The organism is Rahnella sp. 2050 (assembly GCF_040544515.1).
Classification (GTDB): Bacteria; Pseudomonadota; Gammaproteobacteria; order Enterobacterales; family Enterobacteriaceae; genus Rahnella; species Rahnella aceris.
Genome location: NZ_JBEPKE010000001.1, coordinates 1275590 through 1297591, shown reverse-complemented (window position 1 = coordinate 1297591; position 22002 = coordinate 1275590). Strand labels below are relative to the sequence as shown.

22 protein-coding genes are annotated in these 22002 nt (G+C 54.5%); 19 read left to right on the top strand and 3 right to left on the bottom strand.

Annotated features, from left to right (window positions below; all coding sequences use genetic code 11):
- Window positions 1–9: 9 nt before the first annotated feature.
- The 9 genes from ccmB (at window position 10) to mlaA (ending at window position 7385) form a co-directional block, all read left to right on the top strand.
- Complete coding sequence (gene ccmB / locus ABIC79_RS05645) at window positions 10–669, top strand: heme exporter protein CcmB (RefSeq protein WP_013574523.1); 660 nt, start codon at window positions 10–12, stop codon at window positions 667–669.
- Window positions 670–886: 217 nt separating this feature from the next.
- On the top strand, window positions 887–1624 hold the full coding sequence (locus ABIC79_RS05640) for a heme ABC transporter permease (RefSeq protein ID WP_013574524.1): 738 nt from the start codon (window positions 887–889) through the stop codon (window positions 1622–1624).
- Window positions 1621–1881 carry a heme exporter protein CcmD gene (ccmD, locus tag ABIC79_RS05635; protein WP_013574525.1) on the top strand — a complete coding sequence of 87 codons (261 nt, stop codon included), beginning with the start codon at window positions 1621–1623 and terminating at the stop codon, window positions 1879–1881. The genes ABIC79_RS05640 and ccmD overlap by 4 nt, the downstream gene beginning before the upstream one ends.
- Window positions 1878–2372, top strand: coding sequence for a cytochrome c maturation protein CcmE (ccmE, locus tag ABIC79_RS05630; protein WP_112151227.1), 495 nt, complete (start codon window positions 1878–1880; stop codon window positions 2370–2372). The genes ccmD and ccmE overlap by 4 nt, the downstream gene beginning before the upstream one ends.
- On the top strand, window positions 2369–4342 hold the full coding sequence (locus ABIC79_RS05625; RefSeq protein ID WP_126124690.1) for a heme lyase CcmF/NrfE family subunit: 1974 nt from the start codon (window positions 2369–2371) through the stop codon (window positions 4340–4342). Before ccmE ends, ABIC79_RS05625 begins: the two co-directional genes overlap by 4 nt.
- Window positions 4339–4890, top strand: coding sequence for a DsbE family thiol:disulfide interchange protein (locus ABIC79_RS05620; protein WP_013574528.1), 552 nt, complete (start codon window positions 4339–4341; stop codon window positions 4888–4890). Before ABIC79_RS05625 ends, ABIC79_RS05620 begins: the two co-directional genes overlap by 4 nt.
- Window positions 4887–5372 carry a cytochrome c-type biogenesis protein gene (locus ABIC79_RS05615; protein ID WP_013574529.1) on the top strand — a complete coding sequence of 162 codons (486 nt, stop codon included), beginning with the start codon at window positions 4887–4889 and terminating at the stop codon, window positions 5370–5372. Before ABIC79_RS05620 ends, ABIC79_RS05615 begins: the two co-directional genes overlap by 4 nt.
- Window positions 5369–6583 carry a c-type cytochrome biogenesis protein CcmI gene (gene ccmI / locus ABIC79_RS05610; protein ID WP_112198153.1) on the top strand — a complete coding sequence of 405 codons (1215 nt, stop codon included), beginning with the start codon at window positions 5369–5371 and terminating at the stop codon, window positions 6581–6583. The genes ABIC79_RS05615 and ccmI overlap by 4 nt, the downstream gene beginning before the upstream one ends.
- A 34-nt stretch (window positions 6584–6617) precedes the next feature.
- Complete coding sequence (mlaA, locus tag ABIC79_RS05605; RefSeq protein WP_013574531.1) at window positions 6618–7385, top strand: phospholipid-binding lipoprotein MlaA; 768 nt, start codon at window positions 6618–6620, stop codon at window positions 7383–7385.
- 67 nt (window positions 7386–7452) lie between these two features.
- Here mlaA and fadL read toward each other — a convergent pair whose 3' ends face one another.
- Window positions 7453–8730: a long-chain fatty acid transporter FadL gene (gene fadL / locus ABIC79_RS05600; RefSeq protein ID WP_013574532.1), complete on the bottom strand. Its 1278-nt coding sequence runs from the start codon at window positions 8728–8730 to the stop codon at window positions 7453–7455.
- Between the two features lie 416 nt (window positions 8731–9146).
- On the opposite strand from fadL, the gene ABIC79_RS05595 reads away from it, so the two are divergent.
- The 4 genes from ABIC79_RS05595 to sixA all read left to right on the top strand — a co-directional run bounded on the left by ABIC79_RS05595 (window position 9147) and on the right by sixA (window position 14220).
- On the top strand, window positions 9147–9479 hold the full coding sequence (locus tag ABIC79_RS05595) for a YfcZ/YiiS family protein (RefSeq protein ID WP_013574533.1): 333 nt from the start codon (window positions 9147–9149) through the stop codon (window positions 9477–9479).
- 319 nt (window positions 9480–9798) lie between these two features.
- Window positions 9799–11112: an acetyl-CoA C-acyltransferase FadI gene (gene fadI, locus ABIC79_RS05590; RefSeq protein ID WP_013574534.1), complete on the top strand. Its 1314-nt coding sequence runs from the start codon at window positions 9799–9801 to the stop codon at window positions 11110–11112.
- Window positions 11109–13310, top strand: a complete 2202-nt coding sequence (gene fadJ, locus ABIC79_RS05585) for a fatty acid oxidation complex subunit alpha FadJ (RefSeq protein WP_119261380.1) — start codon at window positions 11109–11111, stop codon at window positions 13308–13310. Before fadI ends, fadJ begins: the two co-directional genes overlap by 4 nt.
- A 421-nt stretch (window positions 13311–13731) precedes the next feature.
- Window positions 13732–14220, top strand: a complete 489-nt coding sequence (gene sixA, locus ABIC79_RS05580; RefSeq protein ID WP_013574536.1) for a phosphohistidine phosphatase SixA — start codon at window positions 13732–13734, stop codon at window positions 14218–14220.
- Between the two features lie 85 nt (window positions 14221–14305).
- Here sixA and smrB read toward each other — a convergent pair whose 3' ends face one another.
- Entirely contained in the window at window positions 14306–14845 is a 540-nt protein-coding gene (smrB, locus tag ABIC79_RS05575; protein ID WP_013574537.1) for an endonuclease SmrB, read from the bottom strand.
- Between the two features lie 203 nt (window positions 14846–15048).
- Between smrB and prmB the strand changes: the two genes are divergently transcribed.
- The 6 genes from prmB to ABIC79_RS05545 all read left to right on the top strand — a co-directional run bounded on the left by prmB (window position 15049) and on the right by ABIC79_RS05545 (window position 19818).
- On the top strand, window positions 15049–15981 hold the full coding sequence (prmB, locus tag ABIC79_RS05570) for a 50S ribosomal protein L3 N(5)-glutamine methyltransferase (protein ID WP_013574538.1): 933 nt from the start codon (window positions 15049–15051) through the stop codon (window positions 15979–15981).
- An 82-nt stretch (window positions 15982–16063) separates the two neighbouring features.
- Window positions 16064–17149, top strand: a complete 1086-nt coding sequence (aroC, locus tag ABIC79_RS05565; RefSeq protein WP_013574539.1) for a chorismate synthase — start codon at window positions 16064–16066, stop codon at window positions 17147–17149.
- Between the two features lie 8 nt (window positions 17150–17157).
- Window positions 17158–18009, top strand: a complete 852-nt coding sequence (gene mepA, locus ABIC79_RS05560) for a penicillin-insensitive murein endopeptidase (RefSeq protein WP_013574540.1) — start codon at window positions 17158–17160, stop codon at window positions 18007–18009.
- Window positions 18010–18054: 45 nt separating this feature from the next.
- On the top strand, window positions 18055–18855 hold the full coding sequence (locus tag ABIC79_RS05555) for a sulfite exporter TauE/SafE family protein (RefSeq protein ID WP_013574541.1): 801 nt from the start codon (window positions 18055–18057) through the stop codon (window positions 18853–18855).
- 102 nt (window positions 18856–18957) lie between these two features.
- Window positions 18958–19515, top strand: coding sequence for an elongation factor P hydroxylase (locus ABIC79_RS05550; protein ID WP_354566613.1), 558 nt, complete (start codon window positions 18958–18960; stop codon window positions 19513–19515).
- Between the two features lie 24 nt (window positions 19516–19539).
- On the top strand, window positions 19540–19818 hold the full coding sequence (locus tag ABIC79_RS05545; RefSeq protein WP_013574543.1) for a YfcL family protein: 279 nt from the start codon (window positions 19540–19542) through the stop codon (window positions 19816–19818).
- A gap of 73 nt (window positions 19819–19891) precedes the next feature.
- Here ABIC79_RS05545 and mnmC read toward each other — a convergent pair whose 3' ends face one another.
- Window positions 19892–21922: a bifunctional tRNA (5-methylaminomethyl-2-thiouridine)(34)-methyltransferase MnmC2/FAD-dependent 5-carboxymethylaminomethyl-2-thiouridine(34) oxidoreductase MnmC1 gene (gene mnmC, locus ABIC79_RS05540; protein ID WP_166859994.1), complete on the bottom strand. Its 2031-nt coding sequence runs from the start codon at window positions 21920–21922 to the stop codon at window positions 19892–19894.
- Window positions 21923–22002 lie beyond the last annotated feature (80 nt).

Genomic DNA, 22002 nt, shown 5'->3' with positions numbered 1-22002 from the left:
ATAAAAGGAATGTTTACGAAAGTCCTGCGCCGCGAACTGAAAATTGCCTTTCGCAAAAGCGCTGAAATTATCAATCCGCTGTGGTTTTTCCTGATTGTGATTACGCTGTTCCCGTTAGGGATCGGCCCTGAGCCTGAACTGCTGGCGCGCATTGCGCCCGGCATTGTCTGGGTCGCCGCGCTGTTATCTTCCCTGCTGGCGCTGGAAAGATTGTTCCGTGATGACTATCTCGATGGCACGCTCGAGCAACTTCTGTTATTGCCTTCGCCGCTGGCACTCACGGTTCTGGGGAAAGTATGTGCTCACTGGGTGGTGACGGGGTTGCCGTTACTGATCCTTTCACCGCTGATTGCGCTGCTGCTTTCGCTGGATTTTGAGACCTGGAAAGCCGTCGCACTGACGATTTTACTGGGCACGCCGACGCTGAGTTTTATCGGTGCGATTGGTGTGGCGCTGACCGTCGGGCTGCGCAAAGGTGGCGTTCTGCTCAGTCTGCTGGTATTGCCGCTGTATATTCCGGTGCTGATTTTTGCCACCGGCGCGATTGATGCCGCCTCGATGTCGATGCCGATCGGCGGTTATCTCGCCATTCTTGGCGCGATGCTGGCAGGCAGCGCAACGTTAGCGCCTTTTGCCACCGCCGCCGCTTTGAGAGTGAGTATCCACTGACACTTTTTGCCGGTAAAAGGCGATAGCACAGAATTATTTTACGTGTCGTTACAATAGAGAAGAAAAAACGCAACCTTTGACTAACATCACACTTCTCTATAGTGAACAATAGAGCTGCCAATAATAAGTGCGGGTGATTTAACACTGACCGCGCAAGAACCCACCGAGGTTTCACGGCATATCACACAGTGACATTTTAGAGTGAGCAACGATAACAATGTGGAAATGGTTACATCAACTCGCCAGGCCTGAACGGCTTTACCACGTCTGTGGCCGGTTCATTCCCTGGCTCGGGATTGTGGGGCTTGCCTGCCTGCTGATTGGCTGGGTATGGGGTTTTGGCTATGCGCCGCCGGATTACCAGCAAGGTAACAGTTACCGGATTATGTATATTCATGTCCCGGCGGCCATCTGGTCGATGGGGATTTACAGCGGGATGGCGATCGCCGCGTTTATCGGCCTGGTGTGGCAGATGAAAATGTCCGATCTGGCGGTAGCGGCAATGGCACCGGTTGGCGCTGTTTTCACCTTTATCGCGCTGGTCACCGGCTCGGCATGGGGCAAACCGATGTGGGGCACCTGGTGGGTGTGGGATGCGCGTCTGACCTCCGAACTGGTGTTACTGTTTCTGTATCTCGGTGTGATAGCGCTGTATAACGCCTTTGATGACCGCCGTCTGGCCGGGCGTGCCGCCGGTATTCTGGTGCTGGTCGGCGTGGTGAATATTCCTATCATCCATTACTCCGTGCAGTGGTGGAATACGCTGCATCAGGGTTCCACCAATATGCAGCAGACCATCGACCCGAGCATGCGTTATCCGCTGCGCTGGGCGATTTTCGGTTACCTGTTCTTCTTTATTACCCTGACGCTGATGCGGTTACGAAACCTGATTTTGGTGCAGGAACGTCTGCGTCCGTGGGTGGCCGGTCTTGTGAATAAGGAGCGTCGCGGATGAGTCCTGCATTCTCAAGCTGGCATGATTTCTTTGCGATGGGCGGCTACGCCTTTTATGTCTGGCTGTCGGTCGCTGCCACGCTGCTCTCGCTGGTTGTGCTGGTGGCGCATACCCTGATTCAGCACCGGCAAATCCTCGGCGACGTCCGTCGTCGTCAGGCACGCGAAAAACGCATCAGTCAGTCTCAGTCTAAAAAACAGCCAGGCGCACAGACGTCACCGCTGGAACCGGACACTTCCCCGGAGAAGTTATTGTGAATCCACGTCGTAAAAAGCGGCTGTCGCTGGCGCTGGTGGTGCTGATCGGTCTTGGTCTGAGCATTTCACTGGTGATGTACGCGCTGCGCTCCAACATTGATTTGTTTTATACACCCGGTGAAATCCTGCAGGGCAAAGGCGAGGACCACGAAATGCCGACGGTGGGCCAGCGCCTGCGTATCGGCGGCATGGTGATGCCCGGCTCCGTGAAACGTGACCCGAAAAGTTTGCAGGTGAGCTTTAAAATTTATGATGCGCGTGGCGCGATTGCCGTGACCTACAACGGCATCCTTCCCGACCTGTTCCGTGAAGGACAGGGCGTGGTGGCGCAGGGTGTGATGGAACCGGGAAATGTGGTGAATGCCATTCAGGTTCTGGCAAAACACGACGAAAAATATGTGCCGCCGGAAGTTGCCGACGCCATGAAAGAAAACCACACAGGACCGGCTTCGGCCTACGTGGGTAACGATAAAGGAAACGACCGCTCATGATGCCGGAACTGGGAACATTTGCACTCTGTCTGGCATTAGGGCTGGCGGTATTGCTGAGTATTTATCCGCAGTGGGGCGCCGCACGTCAGGATGGCCGGATGATGGCGATGGCGCGCCCGTTGTCTTACGGCATGTTTGTCTGCATCGCGCTGGCGTTCATTATTCTGGTGCATGCGTTTGTGGTGAATGATTTCACCGTCGCCTATGTTGCTAATAATTCCAACACCCACCTGCCGGTGTATTACCGCGTGGCGGCGACGTGGGGAGCGCACGAAGGTTCGCTGCTGCTGTGGGTGTTATTACTCAGTTGCTGGACGCTTGCCGTGGCGCTGTTTAGCCGCCGTATGCCGCAGGATGCGGTGTCGCGCGTGCTGGCGGTGATGGGCATGATCACCGGCGGTTTCCTGCTGTTTATTCTGCTGACATCCAACCCGTTCATCCGCTCGTTGCCGAATTTTCCGGTGGACGGCAGCGACCTGAATCCGGTGTTACAGGACATCGGCCTGATATTCCATCCGCCATTGCTGTACATGGGGTATGTCGGTTTCTCTGTGGCCTTTGCTTTCGCGATTGCTTCGCTGATGGCAGGGCGTCTGGATACCGCGTGGGCGCGCTGGTCGCGTCCGTGGACACAAGCCGCCTGGGTGTTTCTGACCATCGGTATCGTGCTTGGATCGGCGTGGGCGTATTACGAATTAGGCTGGGGCGGCTGGTGGTTCTGGGATCCGGTTGAAAATGCTTCCTTTATGCCGTGGCTGGCGGGTACGGCGCTGATCCACTCGCTCGCCGTCACCGAAAAACGCGGGACGTTCAAAGCCTGGACGGTGCTGTTGGCCATCACTGCGTTCTCGCTGTGTCTGCTCGGGACTTTCCTGGTGCGCTCCGGCGTGCTGGTCTCGGTTCACTCGTTTGCCTCTGATCCGGCACGCGGCATGTTTATTCTCGCGTATCTGGTCATTGTGATCGGCGGTTCGCTGCTGCTGTACGCCTTTAAAGGTAACTCGGTGCGCGCACCAAGCCGTCATGAACTGCATTCCCGCGAAAGTTATTTGCTGGGCAATAACGTATTGCTGGTGGCGGCGATGCTGGTGGTGCTGCTCGGTACGCTGCTGCCGCTTATCCACAAACAGCTCGGGCTGGGCAGTATTTCTATCGGTGAACCCTTCTTTAATACGATGTTTACCTGGCTGATGGCGCCGCTGGCGCTGTTGTTAGGCATCGGACCACTGGTGCGCTGGCGTCGTGATGAGCCCAGCAAACTGTGGCGTCGTCTGGGTGTTGCGCTGGTCGTCACGCTGGTCTTGTCGATTCTTCTGCCGTGGTTGTTGCAGGATAAAATCGTCGGTATGACCGTGGTGGGAATGCTGATGTCGGTGTGGGTGATTGTGCTGACGTTGATGGAATTACACGAACGCGCCACCCATCGTCATTCATTCTGGCGCGGTCTGACCAAACTTTCACGCAGTCACTGGGGCATGGTGCTCGGCCATCTCGGCGTGGCGGTGACGGTGATCGGCATCGCGTTTAGCCAGAATTATAGCGTTGAACGTGATGTGCGCATGAAGTCCGGCGATACCGTGGATATTCATGATTATCACTTTATCTTCCGCGACGTTCGCGACATCACCGGCCCGAACTATACCGGCGGTGAGGCGAATATTGATGTGACGCAGAACGGCAAGCAAGTCACCACGCTGCACGCCGAAAAACGCTTCTACAGCGTGGCGCGCAGCATGATGACCGAAGCGGCTATCGACGGCAATCTGGCGCGTGACCTGTATGCGGCGCTCGGCGAAGAGATGGACGATGGCTCGTGGGCGGTGCGTTTGTACTACAAACCTTTTGTCCGCTGGATCTGGCTCGGTGGCCTGTTTATGGCGGCCGGTGGCGTGCTGTGTATTCTCGACCCGCGTTATCGCATGAGTAAAAAGCTTAAGAAGCAAGGTCTGACGGAGGCTGAAGAAGCATGAACCGTAAACTTCTCTTTATTCCGCTGATTTTGTTCCTGGCGCTGGCCGCGGCTTTTCTGGTGCAACTGACCCGCAATGCCAACGGCGATGATCCGACGCTGCTGGAATCAGCCCTGATTGGCAAACCGGTGCCGGTGTTCAAACTGGAATCGCTGGCGCAGGCGGGCAAAACCTACGATCAGTCGGTGCTGCGCGATGGCAAACCGATGCTGCTCAACGTCTGGGCGACGTGGTGTCCGACCTGCCGCGCCGAACATGATTATCTCAATACGCTGGCGGCAAAAGGTGTCCGTGTGGTCGGCCTGAACTACAAAGACGACCGGCAGAAAGCGGTCAACTGGCTGAACACACTGGGCAATCCTTACATGCTGAGTCTTTACGACGGCGACGGCATGCTGGGGTTAGATCTGGGTGTTTATGGCGCGCCGGAAACCTTCCTGATCGACGGGCAGGGCATTATCCGCTATCGCCATGCCGGTGACTTAAATGAAAAAGTCTGGCAGACCGAAGTTCTGCCGCTGTACAAAAAATACGGAGGCAATGTATGAGACTGATTTCATCGCTGCCTGCGTTGTTGCTGGGCATGCTGCTGAGTGTCAGCGCGTTCGCCTCCATCGACACGTATCAGTTCAAATCGCCGGAACAGGAACAGGCTTACCGGGACATCACGGCGCAGTTGCGTTGCCCGAAATGTCAGAACACCAATATTGCCGCGTCGGATTCGATCATCGCCGCCGATATGCGTACCAAGGTGTTTCAGTTGCTTAATGAAGGGCAGGACAGACAGCAAATCGTCGCGTATATGGTGGCGCGTTATGGCAATTTCGTGACTTACGAACCGCCGGTCACGCCCTCTACCTTTATTTTGTGGCTCGGGCCGGTGCTGGTCATTGTTATCGGCGCAGGCATGATTTTTATGCGTTCCCGCCGGGGTGCTGCGCGCACTGAAAACACGGCCACATCAATGTCAGAACAAGAGAGACAGCGCCTGGCGCAGTTACTTAAAGACAGCGACAGGAAAGGATCATGAGCATTTTTTGGCTGTGCATTGTAGTGATGCTGGTTATTGCACTGGCGCTGTTTATCGTGCCGGTTATCCGTGGCGACCGCGCGGAACACACTTCCCGCGATGCGCTGAATAAAGCGTTTTATCATCACCGTTTGACTGAGCTGGAAGAAGACGAAGCGCAGGGCGTGGTGGACGAACGTCCGGCGCATATTCAGGAATTGCAGGAAAACTTACTGACTGATATTCCGGCGGGTCAGGTGTCCGCCGCCATTCAGCCGATTGGTCGCTGGACGCTGGTGCCCGGTGCTATTTTGCTGGTGATGATCACGCTCGGTTTGTATCTCTACGCCGGTGGTCTGGGGCAGGTGAGTGCGTGGAATCAGGTCATGCAGCGTATGCCCGATTTACGCCATCGCATTGCTGATGACCACGGCGCGCCGCTGACCGCCACCGACGTGCAGGATTTAGGGCTCGGATTGCGTACCGATTTGCAGGCAAATCCGCATAATATCCAGGACTGGGTGATGCTTGGCCGTGTAGGGATGGCGCTCAATAATGCCGCCACCGCCACGCAGGCTTATGCCCACGCTTATCAGCTCGCGCCGGATGATATGTCAGTCAAACTCGGTTATGCCGAAGTGTTAACCCGTTCGTCCGATCCGCAGGATAACCTTACCGGCGGCAACCTTTTGCGCAGTATGCTGGAAAAATCTCAGGGTGATCTGCGTGTATTAAGTCTGCTGGCCTATAATGAATATGAACAGGGACACTACCCGCAAGCCATTGGCGCGTGGGAAGTTATGCAGAAAATCCTGCCAGCCGGTGACAAACGCCTGGAAATGGTCAACGCCAGCATTGCGCAGGCAAAACAAAAAGCGGGGCTGGATCAGGTTAAACTGGCGGTCAATGTCACGCTTTCTGCTGAGGCTCAGGTGAAACTTCCGCAGAATGGCACGGTCTTTATTTCGGTGACAGATGGCAGCAGTCCGGTGCCGGTTGCGGTGAAAAAGCTGCCGCTGAGTCGCTTCCCGCTGGCGATCACTGTCGATGACAGCAACGCAATGATGCCGGAACGCTTGCTTTCTTCGCTGCATCAATTAAAAGTACGCGTTCGTATTTCACAAAATGGTCTGGCAACGCCAGCCTCAGGTGACTGGTACGGCGACAGTCCGCTGACTGATTTTTCCGGCAACGGTCAGGTCAGCATTGAGATTAATCAGCAGGTTCCTTAATCAGGAACCGACGATCAAAAACAGGGAGATATCCATGAACTTACGCCTGACTGGGCTGGCGTTTGCGACAGTTTTACTGGTCGGTTGTGCCGGCACATCCGGATCATCGGACAGCGAACAGCAGGGACGTTCTGATCCGCTCGAAGGTTTCAACCGGGTGATGTTCGACTTCAACTATAACTATATGGATCCGTATCTTGTGCGCCCTGTCGCGGTGGCGTGGCGTGATTACGTGCCGCAACCGGCGCGTAACGGTACCAGCAACTTCCTGAGCAACCTGGATGAACCGGCCAGCATGGTTAACTCCTTGCTGAAAGGCGATCCGTACCGTGCAGCGATCCACTTTAACCGCTTCTTCCTGAACACCATTTTAGGGATGGGGGGACTGATCGACGTCGCCGGGATGGCGAACCCGAAACTGGCGCGTGAAGAGGCGCAGGGCTTTGGCAGCACGCTTGGCCATTACGGCGTGGGTTACGGCCCGTATGTGGTTCTGCCAGGTTACGGCAGCGCGACAATTCGTGATGAAGGTGGTGATCTGGTTGATGATTTGTATCCGATGCTCAGCTATCTGACATTCTGGATGTCAGCCGGTAAATGGGTACTGGAAGGGGTGGAAACCCGTGCAGAACTGCTCGATTCTGATGGCCTGATCCGTAACTCTTCTGATCCGTATCTGTTTATACGTGAGGCTTACTTCCAGCGTCATGATTTCCTGGCAAGAGGCGGTCAGCTGATGCCGCAGGAAAACCCGAACGCCGCACTGATTCAGGGCGACCTGAAAGATATCGACTCGGAATAACCGTTCCGGACACACAAAAAAAGCGCCTTCTGGCGCTTTTTTTATATCAGGCGTATCACTCAGTTCATCAGAAGCTGTAGTTAAAGTTCGCGCCGTACAGCATGGCGGTCCCTTTGGCCTGGTATTCGTAATTCGGTACACCATCAGCGACTTTCTCACTGATGTTCACCGTCTGGCCATGCATATAGGAGACACCGACGTCCACAGATGCGTCTTTATTGAAGGCGTAAGTGGTACCGGCTGAAATCCAGAAGCGATCCTGATCCGGGATAGAAATGGTGCGGTTATCTGCCGGAACCGGGCTGTCATCAAAGGCGATACCGGTACGGAACGTCCAGTTATCGTCGTAGTAGTAGGTGGTACCCAACGCGATGCGGTAAGCATCATGAAAGCCTTCATCTTTCTGGAACAGCGTCTGGCCGTTAGAACCGGTGGCTTTCAGCTCCTGGAACTGGCTCCAGCTGGTGTAAGCCAGGCTGTAGTGAATCGCCCATTTTGGTGCCACACGGTTATAACCGGACACTTCCCACATTTCTGGCAGGTTCAGGGTCAGGGAACCCGGAACAGTTTGACCGCCAGTCCCGCCTAAGGCTTTTGGAATGCCGTTGCGGTATTCGCCATCGAAGTCAATTTTGACTTCAGAACGGTAGGTGAAGCCGTAGCGGTTATTATCATCCACTTCATACAGGATACCGGCGTTCCAGCCGTAGCCCCACTCATTGCCTTTCAGCTTGGCGGCTTCCGTATCCGCAGGCAGCCGGCCACCGGTTTGAATTGGCACCAGTTCACCGGCGGTACGACGGAATTTAGCTTTCGCGTAAACGGCATCAAAGCCCAGGCCGAAGCTGAAATGCTGGTTCAAACGGTAAGCAACGCTTAAGTTAGTGTTGACGGTAGTGAGGTCAGTTTCGCCGCCGATCGGGCCTGCCGGATAATTATCGCTGAATTCTGTCGCCAGACCATAGTTTGACGTAGCTGATGCACCGACGGCCCATTGATCATTGAGCGGCATAATAAAGTGCAGGTTCGGTACCCACTGATTCGGTGCAATGTTATCCGCATCAGTGCTCTGACCTGTAACCGGCGAGTTGCCCGTCACTTTGACATCCGGGTCGATATAAATCGCGCCCGCGGAGAAGGAAGGACGATCAAACATGGTCATGGTTGCCGGGTTACGGCTCCCGGATGCCGCGGTGTCAGCGATGGCACCTTCACCCGAGAAAGAGCGACCTAAACCCGCAGCGGTATATTCATTTAACTGAAAACCTGCTGCATATACGTTGGAGGAAACAATTGCCACTGCAGCTGCCAGAGCTGATCTTTTAAACAGGTTTTTCTGGTTCATGACCAAAACCTCAATTTTATGTTTTTTATCAAACAATGTTACATGGAGTAACAATGAGCGCGGGATTGTAGGGTCCGTTATCAGTCTGACAAATCAGACCAGTGAGCGAAGTATAGGTCTGACCTGTGGTGAAGTTGCAATAATGTTTCGTTGATATTTCTTATTTGATGCAAGAAATTGGATCTGCTTAACAAAAAACAAACAATAAAAGTTCAATTAAGAAACGTTAAAGTGAGAACAATAACGCTGTAATCATCGATTACTTACATATACGTGATCTGGATCACCTGAAAGGCACATAATAAGTAAGTGCTAGTGTGTTGTCAGAGAGGTGGCGTAAAATACAGGCTGGAAATAAAACTTTATTCGCAAACAGGCCAGACGGTGGATGTTGCCGTTGGTGCCGGGGAGAAATTATGTCTGACGTAACCATGTCCTCTAAATCCACTCAACCTCTGCATTCCATCAACAAATGTGGTGCGGAAGAAACCGCAGCCTGCTGTTGTGTAGATGTGGGTACCATCATGGACAACACTGATTGCACTGCTTCTTACAGCCGCGTTTTCGAAACCGAAGCCCAGGCGAAAGAAACCCTGCAAGCCCTGACCGAACGTGCCCGCGGCGTAGAATCTGAGCCGTGCGAAATCACCAGCCGTATCGAAAAAGTGGCAGGCGGTGTTGAACTGAATATCGATTTTACTTTCAGCTGTCAGGCTGAAACGATGATCTTCCAGCTCGGGCTGCGTTAATCCCCGTCATACTTTGAGCCGCAGATGCGTTGGCTGCACTCAGTAACCCGAATCACTGACTTATGTCAGCTCATCGGGATTACTTCGATTGCCGCCTTCCTGCGACTCAAATTATTTAGGGGAAGTTGTAATACCGCTTAAATAAGCGGTATTTTTTTGTCTGCTATTTCTGCCTGCCGCCTTTCTTCTCATTCTTATTTCAGAAAAATTTGCTGTTGCTCGCACTTCATTGCCTTTCACTTTGCCAAATGTAAATACATAGTTAAAACTGAGTTATCAGGTCTGACCTCTTAGGACCCTATTTTTCTCAGGAGCTCGTATGAATAACGTTATTCCACTGGTGACGCGTGAGGGCGATCGCATTGCGATTGTCGACGGCTTGCGCACGCCGTTTGCCAAACAGGCCACCGCTTATCACGGCATTCCTGCTGTCGATCTCGGCAAAATTGTGGTCAGTGAGCTGCTGGCAAAAAGTGGGATAGACCCGAAGCACATCGATCAGCTGGTTTTCGGCCAGGTAGTCCAGATGCCGGAAGCGCCGAATATCGCCCGCGAAATTGTGCTCGGCACTGGCATGAATGTGTCGACCGATGCGTACAGCGTTTCACGTGCCTGCGCCACCAGTTTTCAGGCGGTCGCCAACGTGGCCGAAAGCATTATGAGCGGCATGGTGCAGGTCGGGATCGCAGGCGGAGCGGATTCTTCTTCAGTACTGCCGATTGGCGTCAGCAAACGTCTCGCCCGCGCCCTGGTGGATGTTAATAAAGCGCGCACTCTGTCGCAGCGCCTTTCCATTTTCAGCAAACTGAAACTGCGTGATTTATTGCCGGTGCCGCCGGCAGTAGCCGAATATTCTACCGGTCTGCGCATGGGGGATACCGCTGAGCAGATGGCGAAAAGCCACAATATCAGCCGTGCGCAGCAGGATGAGCTGGCGCACCGTTCCCATACGCTGGCTGCACAGGCGTGGGAGCAGGGTTATTTAAGCTCGCAGGTGATGGCAGCGCAGATTCCGCCTTACCGCGAAGTGCTGCAAAAAGACAACAACATCCGCCTGAATTCTGAAATCAGCCAGTACGCCAAATTACGTCCGGCGTTTGACCGCAAACACGGCACTGTTACCGCTGCCACCAGCACGCCGCTGACTGACGGTGCGGCGGCGGTATTAATGATGAGTGAATCCCGTGCGCGTGAACTGGGCCTTGAACCTCTCGGCTACCTGAAAAGTTTCGCATTTGCTGCCATCGACGTCTGGGAAGATATGCTTCTCGGGCCTGCTTATGCCACGCCGCTGGCGCTGGACCGCGCAGGGCTGACGCTGGGTGATTTGGATCTTATCGATATGCACGAAGCGTTTGCCGCGCAGACGCTGGCGAATATCAAAATGTTAGCCAGTGATGAATTCGCCCGCGAAAAACTCGGCCGCAGTCAGGCAGTTGGCGAAATAGACTGGGATAAATTCAATGTTCTGGGCGGTTCACTGGCCTACGGACATCCTTTTGCGGCCACCGGCGCACGCATGATTACGCAAACGCTGCACGAATTACGCCGTCGGGGAGGCCGTTACGGGCTGACGACGGCTTGCGCAGCGGGCGGCCTGGGTGCGGCAATGATTCTGGAGGCCGCGCAATGAGAGATAATATGGAAAATCTGAATCCGGCAGATACGGAAGCTGCCGAACCGGCTTCTGCTTTTTCTCTGATGTTTACTGCTGAACACGTGGGGATTATCACCCTCGATGTTCCCGGTGAAAAAGTGAATACCTTAAGGGCTGAATTTGCTCAGCAAATCTGTGCCATTTTGCAAAAAGCGCAGCAGTATCCCAATCTGAAAGGTCTGGTGCTGATTTCCGGCAAACCGGACTCGTTCATTGCCGGTGCGGATATCACGATGATTTCCGGTTGCCGGACCGCTGCCGAAGCCAGTGAACTGGCGCAAAAGGGCCAGACGGTGATGTCGCAGATTGCGTCCTTTTCCGTGCCGGTGGTGGCGGCCATTCATGGTAGCTGTCTCGGCGGTGGTCTGGAACTGGCGCTGGCGTGCCATGCCCGCGTGTGTTCGCTGGATGAAAAAACGCAACTCGGCCTGCCGGAAGTACAACTGGGTTTACTGCCGGGTTCCGGGGGTACGCAGCGGCTTCCGCGGCTTATCGGCGCGCCTAAAGCGCTGGAGTTGATGTTAACCGGTCGCAGTGTTCGCGCGAAGCAGGCGCTGAGAATGGGGCTGGTGGATGACGCAGTACCGTATTCTATTTTGCTGCAAACGGCGCTGGAACGTGTGGCAAAAGGACGTAAATCACGTCCGCCATTGCCGTGGCAGGCGCGTCTGGCCGGTGGTCCGTTGGGCAAAAGTTTGCTGTTCCATTTTGTACGCAAACAGACGCAGGCAAAAACGCACGGCAATTATCCTGCCACCGAAAAAATCATAGATGTGGTGAAAACCGGGCTGGATCAGGGCAGTGGTAGCGGCTATCAGGCGGAAGCTAAAGCCTTTGGGGAGCTGGTGATGACGCCGGAATCTGCGGCATTGCGCGGCCTGTTTTTCGCTTCCACCGCGCTGAAAAAAGAAAAGGGTGGCGATGCCGAACCCTTGCCGGTTCGCCGTGCAGGTATTCTCGGTGGTGGCCTGATGGGCGGCGGTATCGCGAATGTGACTGCCACCAAAGCCGGTCTGCCGGTGCGTATTAAAGACATTAATCACGAAGGCATCCGTCATGCCCTGAAATACAGCTGGGATTTGCTGGAGAAAAAGGTGCGAGGCCGCAGGCTGACCCGCAACGAACAGCAACGGCAGATGATGCTGATTTCCGGCACCACGGATTACAGCGGTTTTGCGCAGATTGATATCGTGGTGGAAGCGGTGTTTGAGGATTTATTGCTCAAGCAAGCCATGGTGGCAGAAATCGAGCAAAATGCTGCCCCCCATACGATTTTTGCCTCAAACACCTCTTCTCTGCCCATTCATAAGATTGCAGAGCAGGCTGACAGGCCGGAACAGGTGATCGGACTGCACTATTTCAGCCCGGTGGATAAAATGCCGCTGGTGGAAGTGATCCCGCATGCGGGCACCAGTGCGCAGACGATTTCGACAACGGTCTCGCTGGCCAGGAAACAGGGGAAAACGGCGATTGTGGTGGGCGACAGTGCCGGATTCTACGTAAACCGCATTCTTGCGCCTTACATCAATGAAGCGGCGCGTTGCTTACTGGCTGGTGAACCGGTCGATCACATCGACAAAGCGCTGGTGAATTTTGGTTTCCCGGTCGGGCCCATCCAGTTGCTGGATGAAGTGGGCATTGATGTCGGCACAAAAATTGGTCCGATTCTGGTGGACGCTTTTGGTGAGCGTTTTGCCGCACCCTCCGGTTTTGATGCAGTGCTGAAAGACGACCGAAAAGGGCGTAAGAACGGTAAAGGTTTCTACCTTTACGGGCAGAAAGGGCGGGCGACGAAGAAGAAACAGGTCGATCCGGCGATTTACCGTCTGCTGAATGTCACGCCAAAAGTGCAGCAATCAGAAGATGAGATCGCCCACCGTTGTGTGATGCTGATGCTCAACGAAGCCGTACGTTGTCTGGATGAAAACGTGATCCGCAGTGCGCGGGATGGCGATCTTGGTGCCGTGTTCGGAATTGGCTTCCCGCCATTCCTTGGGGGACCGTTCCGTTACATGGACCAGTTGGGCATCGCCAGTGTGGTGAAGACACTGGAGCGACTGGCGCATCAGTATGGTGAGCGCTTCACCCCATGCGAAGGGCTATTACGTCGGGCGCATCAGGGAGAACGGTTCTGTTCAGATAGCGGGACAGGCGATAAGGTCAGTAAAGTGTGATTGTGGTCACTGCTTATTGCTGAGTTTCGCGAGAATCTGGAACGGATCATGCTTCATGCTTGCAGTCAGACAAATGCCCGCGGGATCTTTTTTATGGTGGGAATGACTTTGTACAGAAACAATCCCAAGCGATTGATCTACAACCTGAGTGGTTAAAAAATCGCCTGAATAGTTTACAAGCGGTAAGGGTTGGTGTAAAAAACAGCGTTTTCTTTACGTGAAGTTTCAGGCAAAATGCCCGACCGCTGATGCTTACCATGCAAAGCATGTGGGCACAGCGCGTTAAGTGGATGTACTGCCTGACAGCTATCTTGTAATGAGAGACATCAATCAGACAGTGATTGAAATGCTGGGCAATGGGTAATACAGCACGCAAGGCGTTTCTGTATGGCGCTATTTTTGTTAACAAAAGCGGTGCAATATGCAAGTTGTAATCATGCGTCACGGTGATGCAGTTCTCGAAGCTGCAAGCGATTCAGTTCGCCCCTTAAGCGAATGCGGATGTGACGAATCAGTACATATGGCTGCCTGGCTGAATGGCCGTGGCGTCAAAATTGACCGCGTTCTGGTCAGTCCGTACCTGCGTGCGCAGCAGACGCTTGAAAAAGTGCGCCAGTGTCTGGCGCTGCCTGAAAACGTTGAGATTGATATTCTGAAAGAACTGACACCGGGCGGAGATCCTGCTGTGGTCGCCAGTGAACTGCAGCATCTGGCGCTGACCGGCGTCAGCGCGGTACTGGTGGTATCTCACCTGCCGCTGGTCGGTTATCTGGTGGCAGAGCTGTGTCCGGGTGTTTGCCCCCCGATGTTCGCCACTTCCGCGATGGCAAGTGTTGAACTGAACGGTGAAACCGGGCAGGGGACTTTCGACTGGCAGTTCAGCCCATGCCAGGTGATGGCTAAGGTTTAGTTTTCCGGGACGGAAAACTAAACAAAGAAAGGCACAGCTTCTGCTGTGCCTTTCTCGTTTCTGGATATCGGTGTTGAGTTCGCGGTCAGCTGATTTTGTCGTCCAGCTCCACCAGCACCAGCAAAGCGGCGTTGCCGCCGAACTCTTTTGGGGCCTGATGGAAGGCTTCGACATCAGGATGCTGTGCCAGCCACAGCGGAGTTTGCTGCTTGAGAATATGTTTGCCGTGACCGTGCATTACGCAGGCGCAATGCACATGCTCGCGGCGGCAGGCGGCGATCAGCGCGCCCAGTTCCTGCTTAGCTTCTTTCTGTGTTAAACCATGTAAATCCAGAAACAGTTCGGGCGAATAATCCCCGCGGCGCAATTTTTTCAATTCGAAATGACTGACGTCAGGCCGGATATGGCGAACCGGGCCTTCTTCCTGCAACATCGGCTGGAATTCATCGGAAAAATAATAACTCGCGTCCACCTGTTCCTGAATCAGCTTTTTAGGCGACAGTTCTGATACCTTTTTCCGTAGCGGGCGGTGAGTAATCGTATCGTTTTTCAGGCGCTTGATGCCCGGAACAGCCTCGCGGAATAACGCCGCTTCCTCGGGGCTGAGCAGGTGTTTTTTCTTCATTTTTTTATCGTCATTTTCGTTCAATACAGACAGTGTACCTTCCGTCCCCCTGCGGTTTAAAGAAAACTCAGGGTTAAATTCTTCGAGACATCGCGCAAGTGCGTTGACTAGCTGCTGATTTGTGGCAGGCTTCGTGGCAAACTATGCGGCAAATAATGGGTTAAACGTCTGTTAAAAACCCGTGCACTGCCTGGAGAATAAAATTGGACAAAATTTTCGTCGACGAAGCTGTCAGTGAACTGCATACCATTCAGGATATGCTGCGCTGGACCGTCAGCCGCCTGAACGCGGCCAATGTCTATTACGGTCACGGCACCGATAATCCGTGGGACGAAGCAGTGCAACTGGTCTTGCCAAGCGTGTTTTTGCCGCTGGACATTCCTGAAGATATGCACACCGCGCGCCTGACATCCAGTGAGCGCCACCGCATTGTTGAACGAGTCATCCGCCGCGTTAATGAGCGTGTTCCGGTTGCCTATCTGACTAACAAAGCCTGGTTCTGTGACATGGAATTCTATGTCGATGAACGCGTACTGGTGCCCCGTTCGCCAATTGGTGAGCTGATCAGCAACCGTTTTTCCGGCATTCTTAGCGAACAGCCCCAACACATTCTGGATATGTGTACCGGCAGCGGCTGCATTGCCATTGCCTGCGCTTACGCGTTCCCTGAAACCGAAGTCGATGCCGTCGACATTTCTGCCGACGCGCTGGCCGTGGCGGAGCGCAATATCGACACGCACGGTATCGAGAACTGGGTCACGCCAATCCGCTCTGACCTGTTCCGCGAATTGCCGCCGCTGCAATACGACCTGATTGTCACCAATCCGCCGTATGTGGACGAAGAAGACATGTCAGATTTGCCGCAGGAATACCGCCACGAACCGGTTCTGGGTCTGGCTTCCGGCAGCGACGGTCTGAAACTGACCCGCCGCATTCTGGCCTGCGCGCCGGATTACCTGACCGATAACGGCGTACTGATTTGCGAAGTGGGCAACAGCATGGTGCATCTGATGGAACAGTATCCTCAGATCCCGTTCACCTGGCTGGAATTTGAAAACGGCGGCGACGGTGTCTTTATGCTGACTAAACAGCAGCTCGTCGATTGTGCCGAAGAGTTCCGCGCATACCGCGACTGATATACCCGTCATCGATGACAATCATGACCGGTGTTGTGCCGGTCATTCAGAAAACAATCAACATAATGGTTAAGGAGCCGTGATGGCAGGGAACAGTATTGGGCAGTTTTTCCGCGTCACTACTTTTGGCGAATCCCACGGTGTGGCACTGGGCTGTATTATTGACGGCGTGCCGCCGGGCATTTCGCTGACCGAAGCAGACCTGCAACACGATCTCGACCGTCGTCGTCCGGGCACCTCGCGTTACACCACGCAGCGCCGCGAAGCCGACGAAGTGAAAATTCTTTCTGGCGTGTTTGAAGGCGTGACCACCGGCACCAGCATCGGTCTGATTATCCAGAATACCGATCAGCGTTCGCAGGATTACAGCGCGATCAAAGACGTGTTCCGTCCGGGACATGCCGATTACACCTACGAGCAAAAATACGGCGTGCGCGATTACCGTGGCGGCGGTCGTTCGTCTGCCCGTGAAACCGCGATGCGCGTGGCCGCAGGTGCGGTTGCCAAGAAATATCTGCTGGAAAAATTCGGCGTTAAAGTGCGCGGATATATGTCGCAAATGGGCGATATCACCTGCGAACTGAAAGACTGGGATCTGGTGGAAACCAACCCGTTCTTCTGCCCGGATGAAAGCAAGCTGGAAGCGCTGGATGAACTGATGCGCGCGCTGAAAAAGGAAGGCGATTCGATTGGTGCCAAAATCACCGTCGTGGCGGATCACGTGCCGGTCGGTCTTGGTGAACCGGTGTTTGACCGTCTGGATGCCGATCTGGCGCACGCGCTGATGAGCATTAATGCGGTGAAAGGCGTTGAAATTGGTGACGGTTTTGCGGTTGTCGCAAAACGCGGCAGCGAAAATCGTGACGAAATCACACCGAAGGGTTTCGAAAGCAACCACGCTGGCGGCATTCTTGGCGGGATCAGCAGCGGCCAGCCGGTTGTAGCGCATCTGGCGCTGAAACCGACTTCCAGCATTACCGTTCCCGGCCGTACGATTAACCGCGAAGGCGAGCAGGTCGAGATGATTACCAAAGGTCGCCATGACCCGTGTGTCGGTATCCGCGCTGTGCCGATTGCCGAAGCAATGATGGCGATTGTGCTGATGGATCATTTACTGCGTCAGCGTGCTCAGAACGGCGACGTCCACTCCACCGTGCCACGCTGGTAATTTATCTGATGAATCCTTTACGCACGCTACCTGCGTTTCGTGCTGTTTGCGTCAGTTTTCTGGCGCTTGCACTTTGCGCACCTGCCATAGCCGTAACGCCGTGGCAGAAAATCACCCAGCCCATTTCCGGCACGCCGCAAGCGATTGGCAGTTATGCCAATGGTTGTCAGGTTGGCGCACAGCCGCTGCCGCTGAACTCTCCGGCCTATCAGGTAATGCGTACCGATCAGCGTCGCTATTTCGGCCAGCCGGATTTACTGGCGTTCATCACCCGTCTGGGCACACAGGCTCAGCAAAAAGGGCTGGGCACCATGCTGGTCGGGGATATGGCGATGCCGGCTGGCGGGCGCTTTAGCAGTGGTCACGCCAGTCATCAGTCCGGGCTGGATGTGGACATCTGGCTGCAACTGCCGCGTCAGCGCTGGAGCGAACAGATGTTGCTCAAGCCGCAGCCTATCGATCTGGTCAGCGCCAACGGTAAATCCATTGTGCCAGCTCAGTGGCAGCCACGGATCGAAACGCTGATAAAAATGGCAGCGCAAGATAAAGACGTGGTACGGATCTTCGTCAATCCGGCCATCAAACAACAGCTTTGTCTGGATGCCGGAACGGATCGTGAATGGCTGCATAAGGTGCGTCCGTGGTTTGGTCATCGCGCGCACATGCACGTTCGTCTGCGTTGTCCGGTCGGTAACCTCGAATGTGAAAATCAGGCACCGCCGCCTCCGGGTGATGGCTGTGGCGCTGAGCTGCAAAGCTGGTTCCTGCCACCCAAGCCGGGCAGCGGAATCCCTGTGAAAAAAGAGCCGCCTCCGTTGCCGCCTTCGTGTCAGGCGCTGCTGGATAAACACGTTCTTTAATACGTTTTACTCACCCTTCGCCACGCATAGCGAGCTGACAGAAAAATGGACTGGTTGATTGTTGCCCCGTGGGTTTTGGTTGTTTTATTTTTCGTTGCACTGTTTGCCGGTTTCATTGATTCCATTGCAGGTGGCGGCGGGCTGATCAGCCTGCCAGCGCTGCTGGCGGCAGGTGTGTCACCGGCGCAGGCCATTGCCACCAATAAGCTGTCATCGATCGGCGGATCTTTCTCTGCCAGTCTTTACTTTGTGCGGCGTGGCGTGGTGGATCTCAACGATCAGAAGCTGAACATTGCCTGTACGTTTACCGGTTCGGTGATCGGCGCGATCCTTATCCAGCATCTGCGCGCCGACATATTGCGTCAGGTTTTACCGCTGCTGATCATCTGCATCGGTTTGTATTTTTTACTGACGCCGCGTCTGGGCGAAAGTGACCGGGCAAGGCGCTTAAATGCTCTGCCGTATGCGCTGGTAGGCGGCGGTTGCGTGGGTTTCTACGACGGCTTTTTCGGCCCCGGCGCAGGGTCTTTCTACGCACTGGCTTTTGTGACGTTATGCGGGTTTAATCTGGCAAAAGCCACGGCACATGCGAAAGTCCTGAATTTCACCTCAAACCTGGGCGGGCTGATCTTCTTTATACTGGGCGGCAAAGTGATCTGGGTGCTGGGATTTGTCATGGCCGCCGGACAGTTTATCGGCGCACGACTGGGCGCACGTATGGTGCTCAGTAAGGGGCAGAAGATGATCCGCCCGATGGTGGTTATCGTTTCCGTGGTGATGAGCTGCAAGCTGATTTACGACAATCATGGTGCTGAAATTCATCAGTGGTTAAGCCTGCATTTATAATGTCCGGAGCAGCAGAATGCTTGCCTGAAGTCATGAAAACACGCGTTTAAACAGGGGTATATTGTCGCCCCTGATCTTACTTTAACGAGTTTCACTGCAATTATGTCTGATTCGACTGCAACACATAACTATCATCAACTGATCGACATTTTTAATTCCTGCTTTTTTGAGGAATTCAACGTTCGCTTAGTGAAAGGCGACGACGAACCGATCTATCTGCCTGCTGATGAACAAGAACCGTTTAACCGTATTGTGTTCGCACACGGTTATTACGCCAGCGGCATGCATGAAATTTCCCACTGGTGCGTGGCCGGTGCTGAGCGCCGTAAACGGGTTGATTTCGGCTACTGGTATTGCCCGGATGGCCGCGATGCGCAAACACAAAGTGAATTCGAGAAAGTGGAAGTCAAACCACAATCTTACGAATGGTTGTTCTGTGCGGCGGCAGGTTTTCGTTTCAACGTTAGCTGTGACAATCTCAGCGGCGATTGCGAGCCGGACCGCGTGGGTTTCCAGAACAAAGTACGCGAAGAAGTGCTGCGTATGCTGGAGCAGGGTATCCCTGAAAGACCGGCGCGCTTTATTAAAGCGTTACAATCGTTTTACAATACGGCCCCGTTGACGCCTGCAGATTTCCCTGCATTGCAGCCGATCGAATAAGAACTGAACACGAGAGGAAGAGTAATGATCGCAGAATTTGAAACGCGAATTTTAACGCTAATCGACGATATGGTCGAAAGCGCCAGCGACGATGAGTTATTTGCCAGTGGCTATCTGCGAGGCCACCTGACCGTCGCGGTGGCGGAAGCGGAAGAGAACGGTGAACACACCGCCGAAGCGTTGAAACTCCGTGTTCAGGACGGTCTGGACAAGGCCATCAAAGCCGGTGAACTGTCGCCGCGCGATCAGCTTCTGGTGCAGGGGATGTGGGAAAATCTGTATCAGGCATCTCTCCCTCAGTAATCTCTTTTCAGTAAAAAAAAGCGCAGCGACGGATTAACCGGCTGCGCTTTTTTATTGCCTGAGAAGGGGCTGGTTAATGCGATTCGACCGGGCGGCCTTTCAGCAGTTTTCTGACCCACATCCGGTTCGGGTTCAGTGCTGCCAGCGTGTCACTGTCGAGCGGCAGCGGTTCACCGGCAATCTGCGCCGCCAGAATTTCCGCCCCCAGCGGCGCGGAACTCAGACCGCGTGAGCCGAGCGCGCCAAACAGAAACAGATTTTCATACACCGGCGCTTCTGCAACCGGGCGATGACGCTGAATATCCAGATCCAGTTTTTTATAGCTTTCCAGCAATGCGTCGTAATCTGACACCGAGCCGATCATCGGCAGATGATCCCGTGTCGCGCAACGCACGCCGTTTCGCGCTTCGCCTTCACTCACATCCACGTCATGCGGCCATTGCTGATCCGGCAAACAGCTGAGTAAACGCTGGCGGTTTTCCTGCTGATCGTCTTCACGGTAATCCGTGCATTTGTCGGCGCGGTGATAGCTTGCGCCAATACAATGATGCTGATTCTGCGGGCTGACCGGCGTCATATAGCCGTCGTAACACAGTACCTGTTTAAGCTTGCTCAGCGCCGGTGTGGTCGGAATATGCGAAACCTGACCGCTGACCGCGTAAACCGGCAGTTTTTCGGTCTGGCTGAAATCTGTAATGTCCGCACCGTTCGCCAGGACTACCGCCTGATGACGGGCAACATGGCCATCGGCAAAGGTCAGCGCCCACTGCGAATCTGCGTCAAAATTTAATGCGGTCGCGCGCTGGCGATAATGCACCGTTAAGCCCTGCGTTTCGGCCAGCGCAATCAGCGAAGCCGTCAGTTCTGCCGGACACAGCCACGCGCCGAGCGGATACGTCACGCCGCCGCTGCCGCATGGCAATCCGCACAACGCTTCCACATCTTCTTCACTCAGCCCTTTCGCCAGTGCTTCCGGCCAGCCGCCTGTGAGAATGCCGTCAATTTTGCCCTGACTTTTTTCGTCATAACCCAGTTGCGTGACGCCACTCCAGCCGTGATCGAAAGGCACATCCCGCTTTTCAAGCTGCGCATACTGGCGGCGGGCGAAGGTGAAGGCATGGGCAAAGAAGTTTTCCAGTGTGTCGCCGCGGCCATTGAGCAACGGATAAACCGCGCCCTGGCGGTTACCTGAAGCGCCGAGCGCCGGTTTTTCATCGGCGCAATACAGCGTGACCGCAAAGCCACGGCGAAGTAACGCCAGCGACAATACGGCGCTGGCGACGCCGCCGCCGAGAAGGGCGAATTCAGTGGCATTTTTCGCCGCCGGGCGCACATACCACGGTGCGGGATGAGGTACATCAATTTTTGCCGGCAGCACACCGGCTAACATATGCCGCTTTTCGCCGAATCCCGGCACCTTGCTGATGTCAAAACCTGCGTCCTGCAATCCGCGGCGGACAAAACCGGCCACGGTGAAAGTGGCGAATGTACCCTGCGGGCGGGTCATTTTCGCCATAGAACGGAATAACGCCTCCGTCCACATGTCCGGGTTTTTGGAAGGTGCAAATCCGTCGAGAAACCAGGCGTCGACCTGCTGATTCATACTGGTGTCACATGCCGGAAGCAGGGTAGTCACATCGCCGAACCACAGATCAAGCGTGATGCGCCCGTCCGCCAGCAGCAGCCGGTGACAGCCGGAAAAGGGCATCGGCCATTGTTCGCAAAGCTGCGCGGAATACGCGGCGAGTTCGGGCCATTGTGTGTGCGCTGTCGCCAGATCATGGGCAGACAGCGGGAATTTCTCGTAGCTGATGAAATGCAGGCGTTGCAGCACAGCGTCGGCGTGCGCCTCGCGGAACGCATCGAAGGCTTGCCACAGCGACAGAAAGTTCAGTCCGGTGCCAAAACCGGTCTCGGCGATGATGCACAACTGGCGGGGGTGAGCGGCAAAACGCGCCGGAAAATGATTGCCATTGAGAAAAACATGACGCGTTTCCAGCAGGCCGTTCTGATTGGAAAAATAGACGTCATCAAAATGTCGGGAAACAGGTGTACCCTGTTCGTTCCAGCTTAATTCAGCGGGCGTGATCGGGTTATGGCTCACGTGAAACTCTCTCAGTTCAAGGCGATGCCGGAGTTTAACGCTGCGTTTGCACCCGCGCAAATTTACCACGATTTACACAA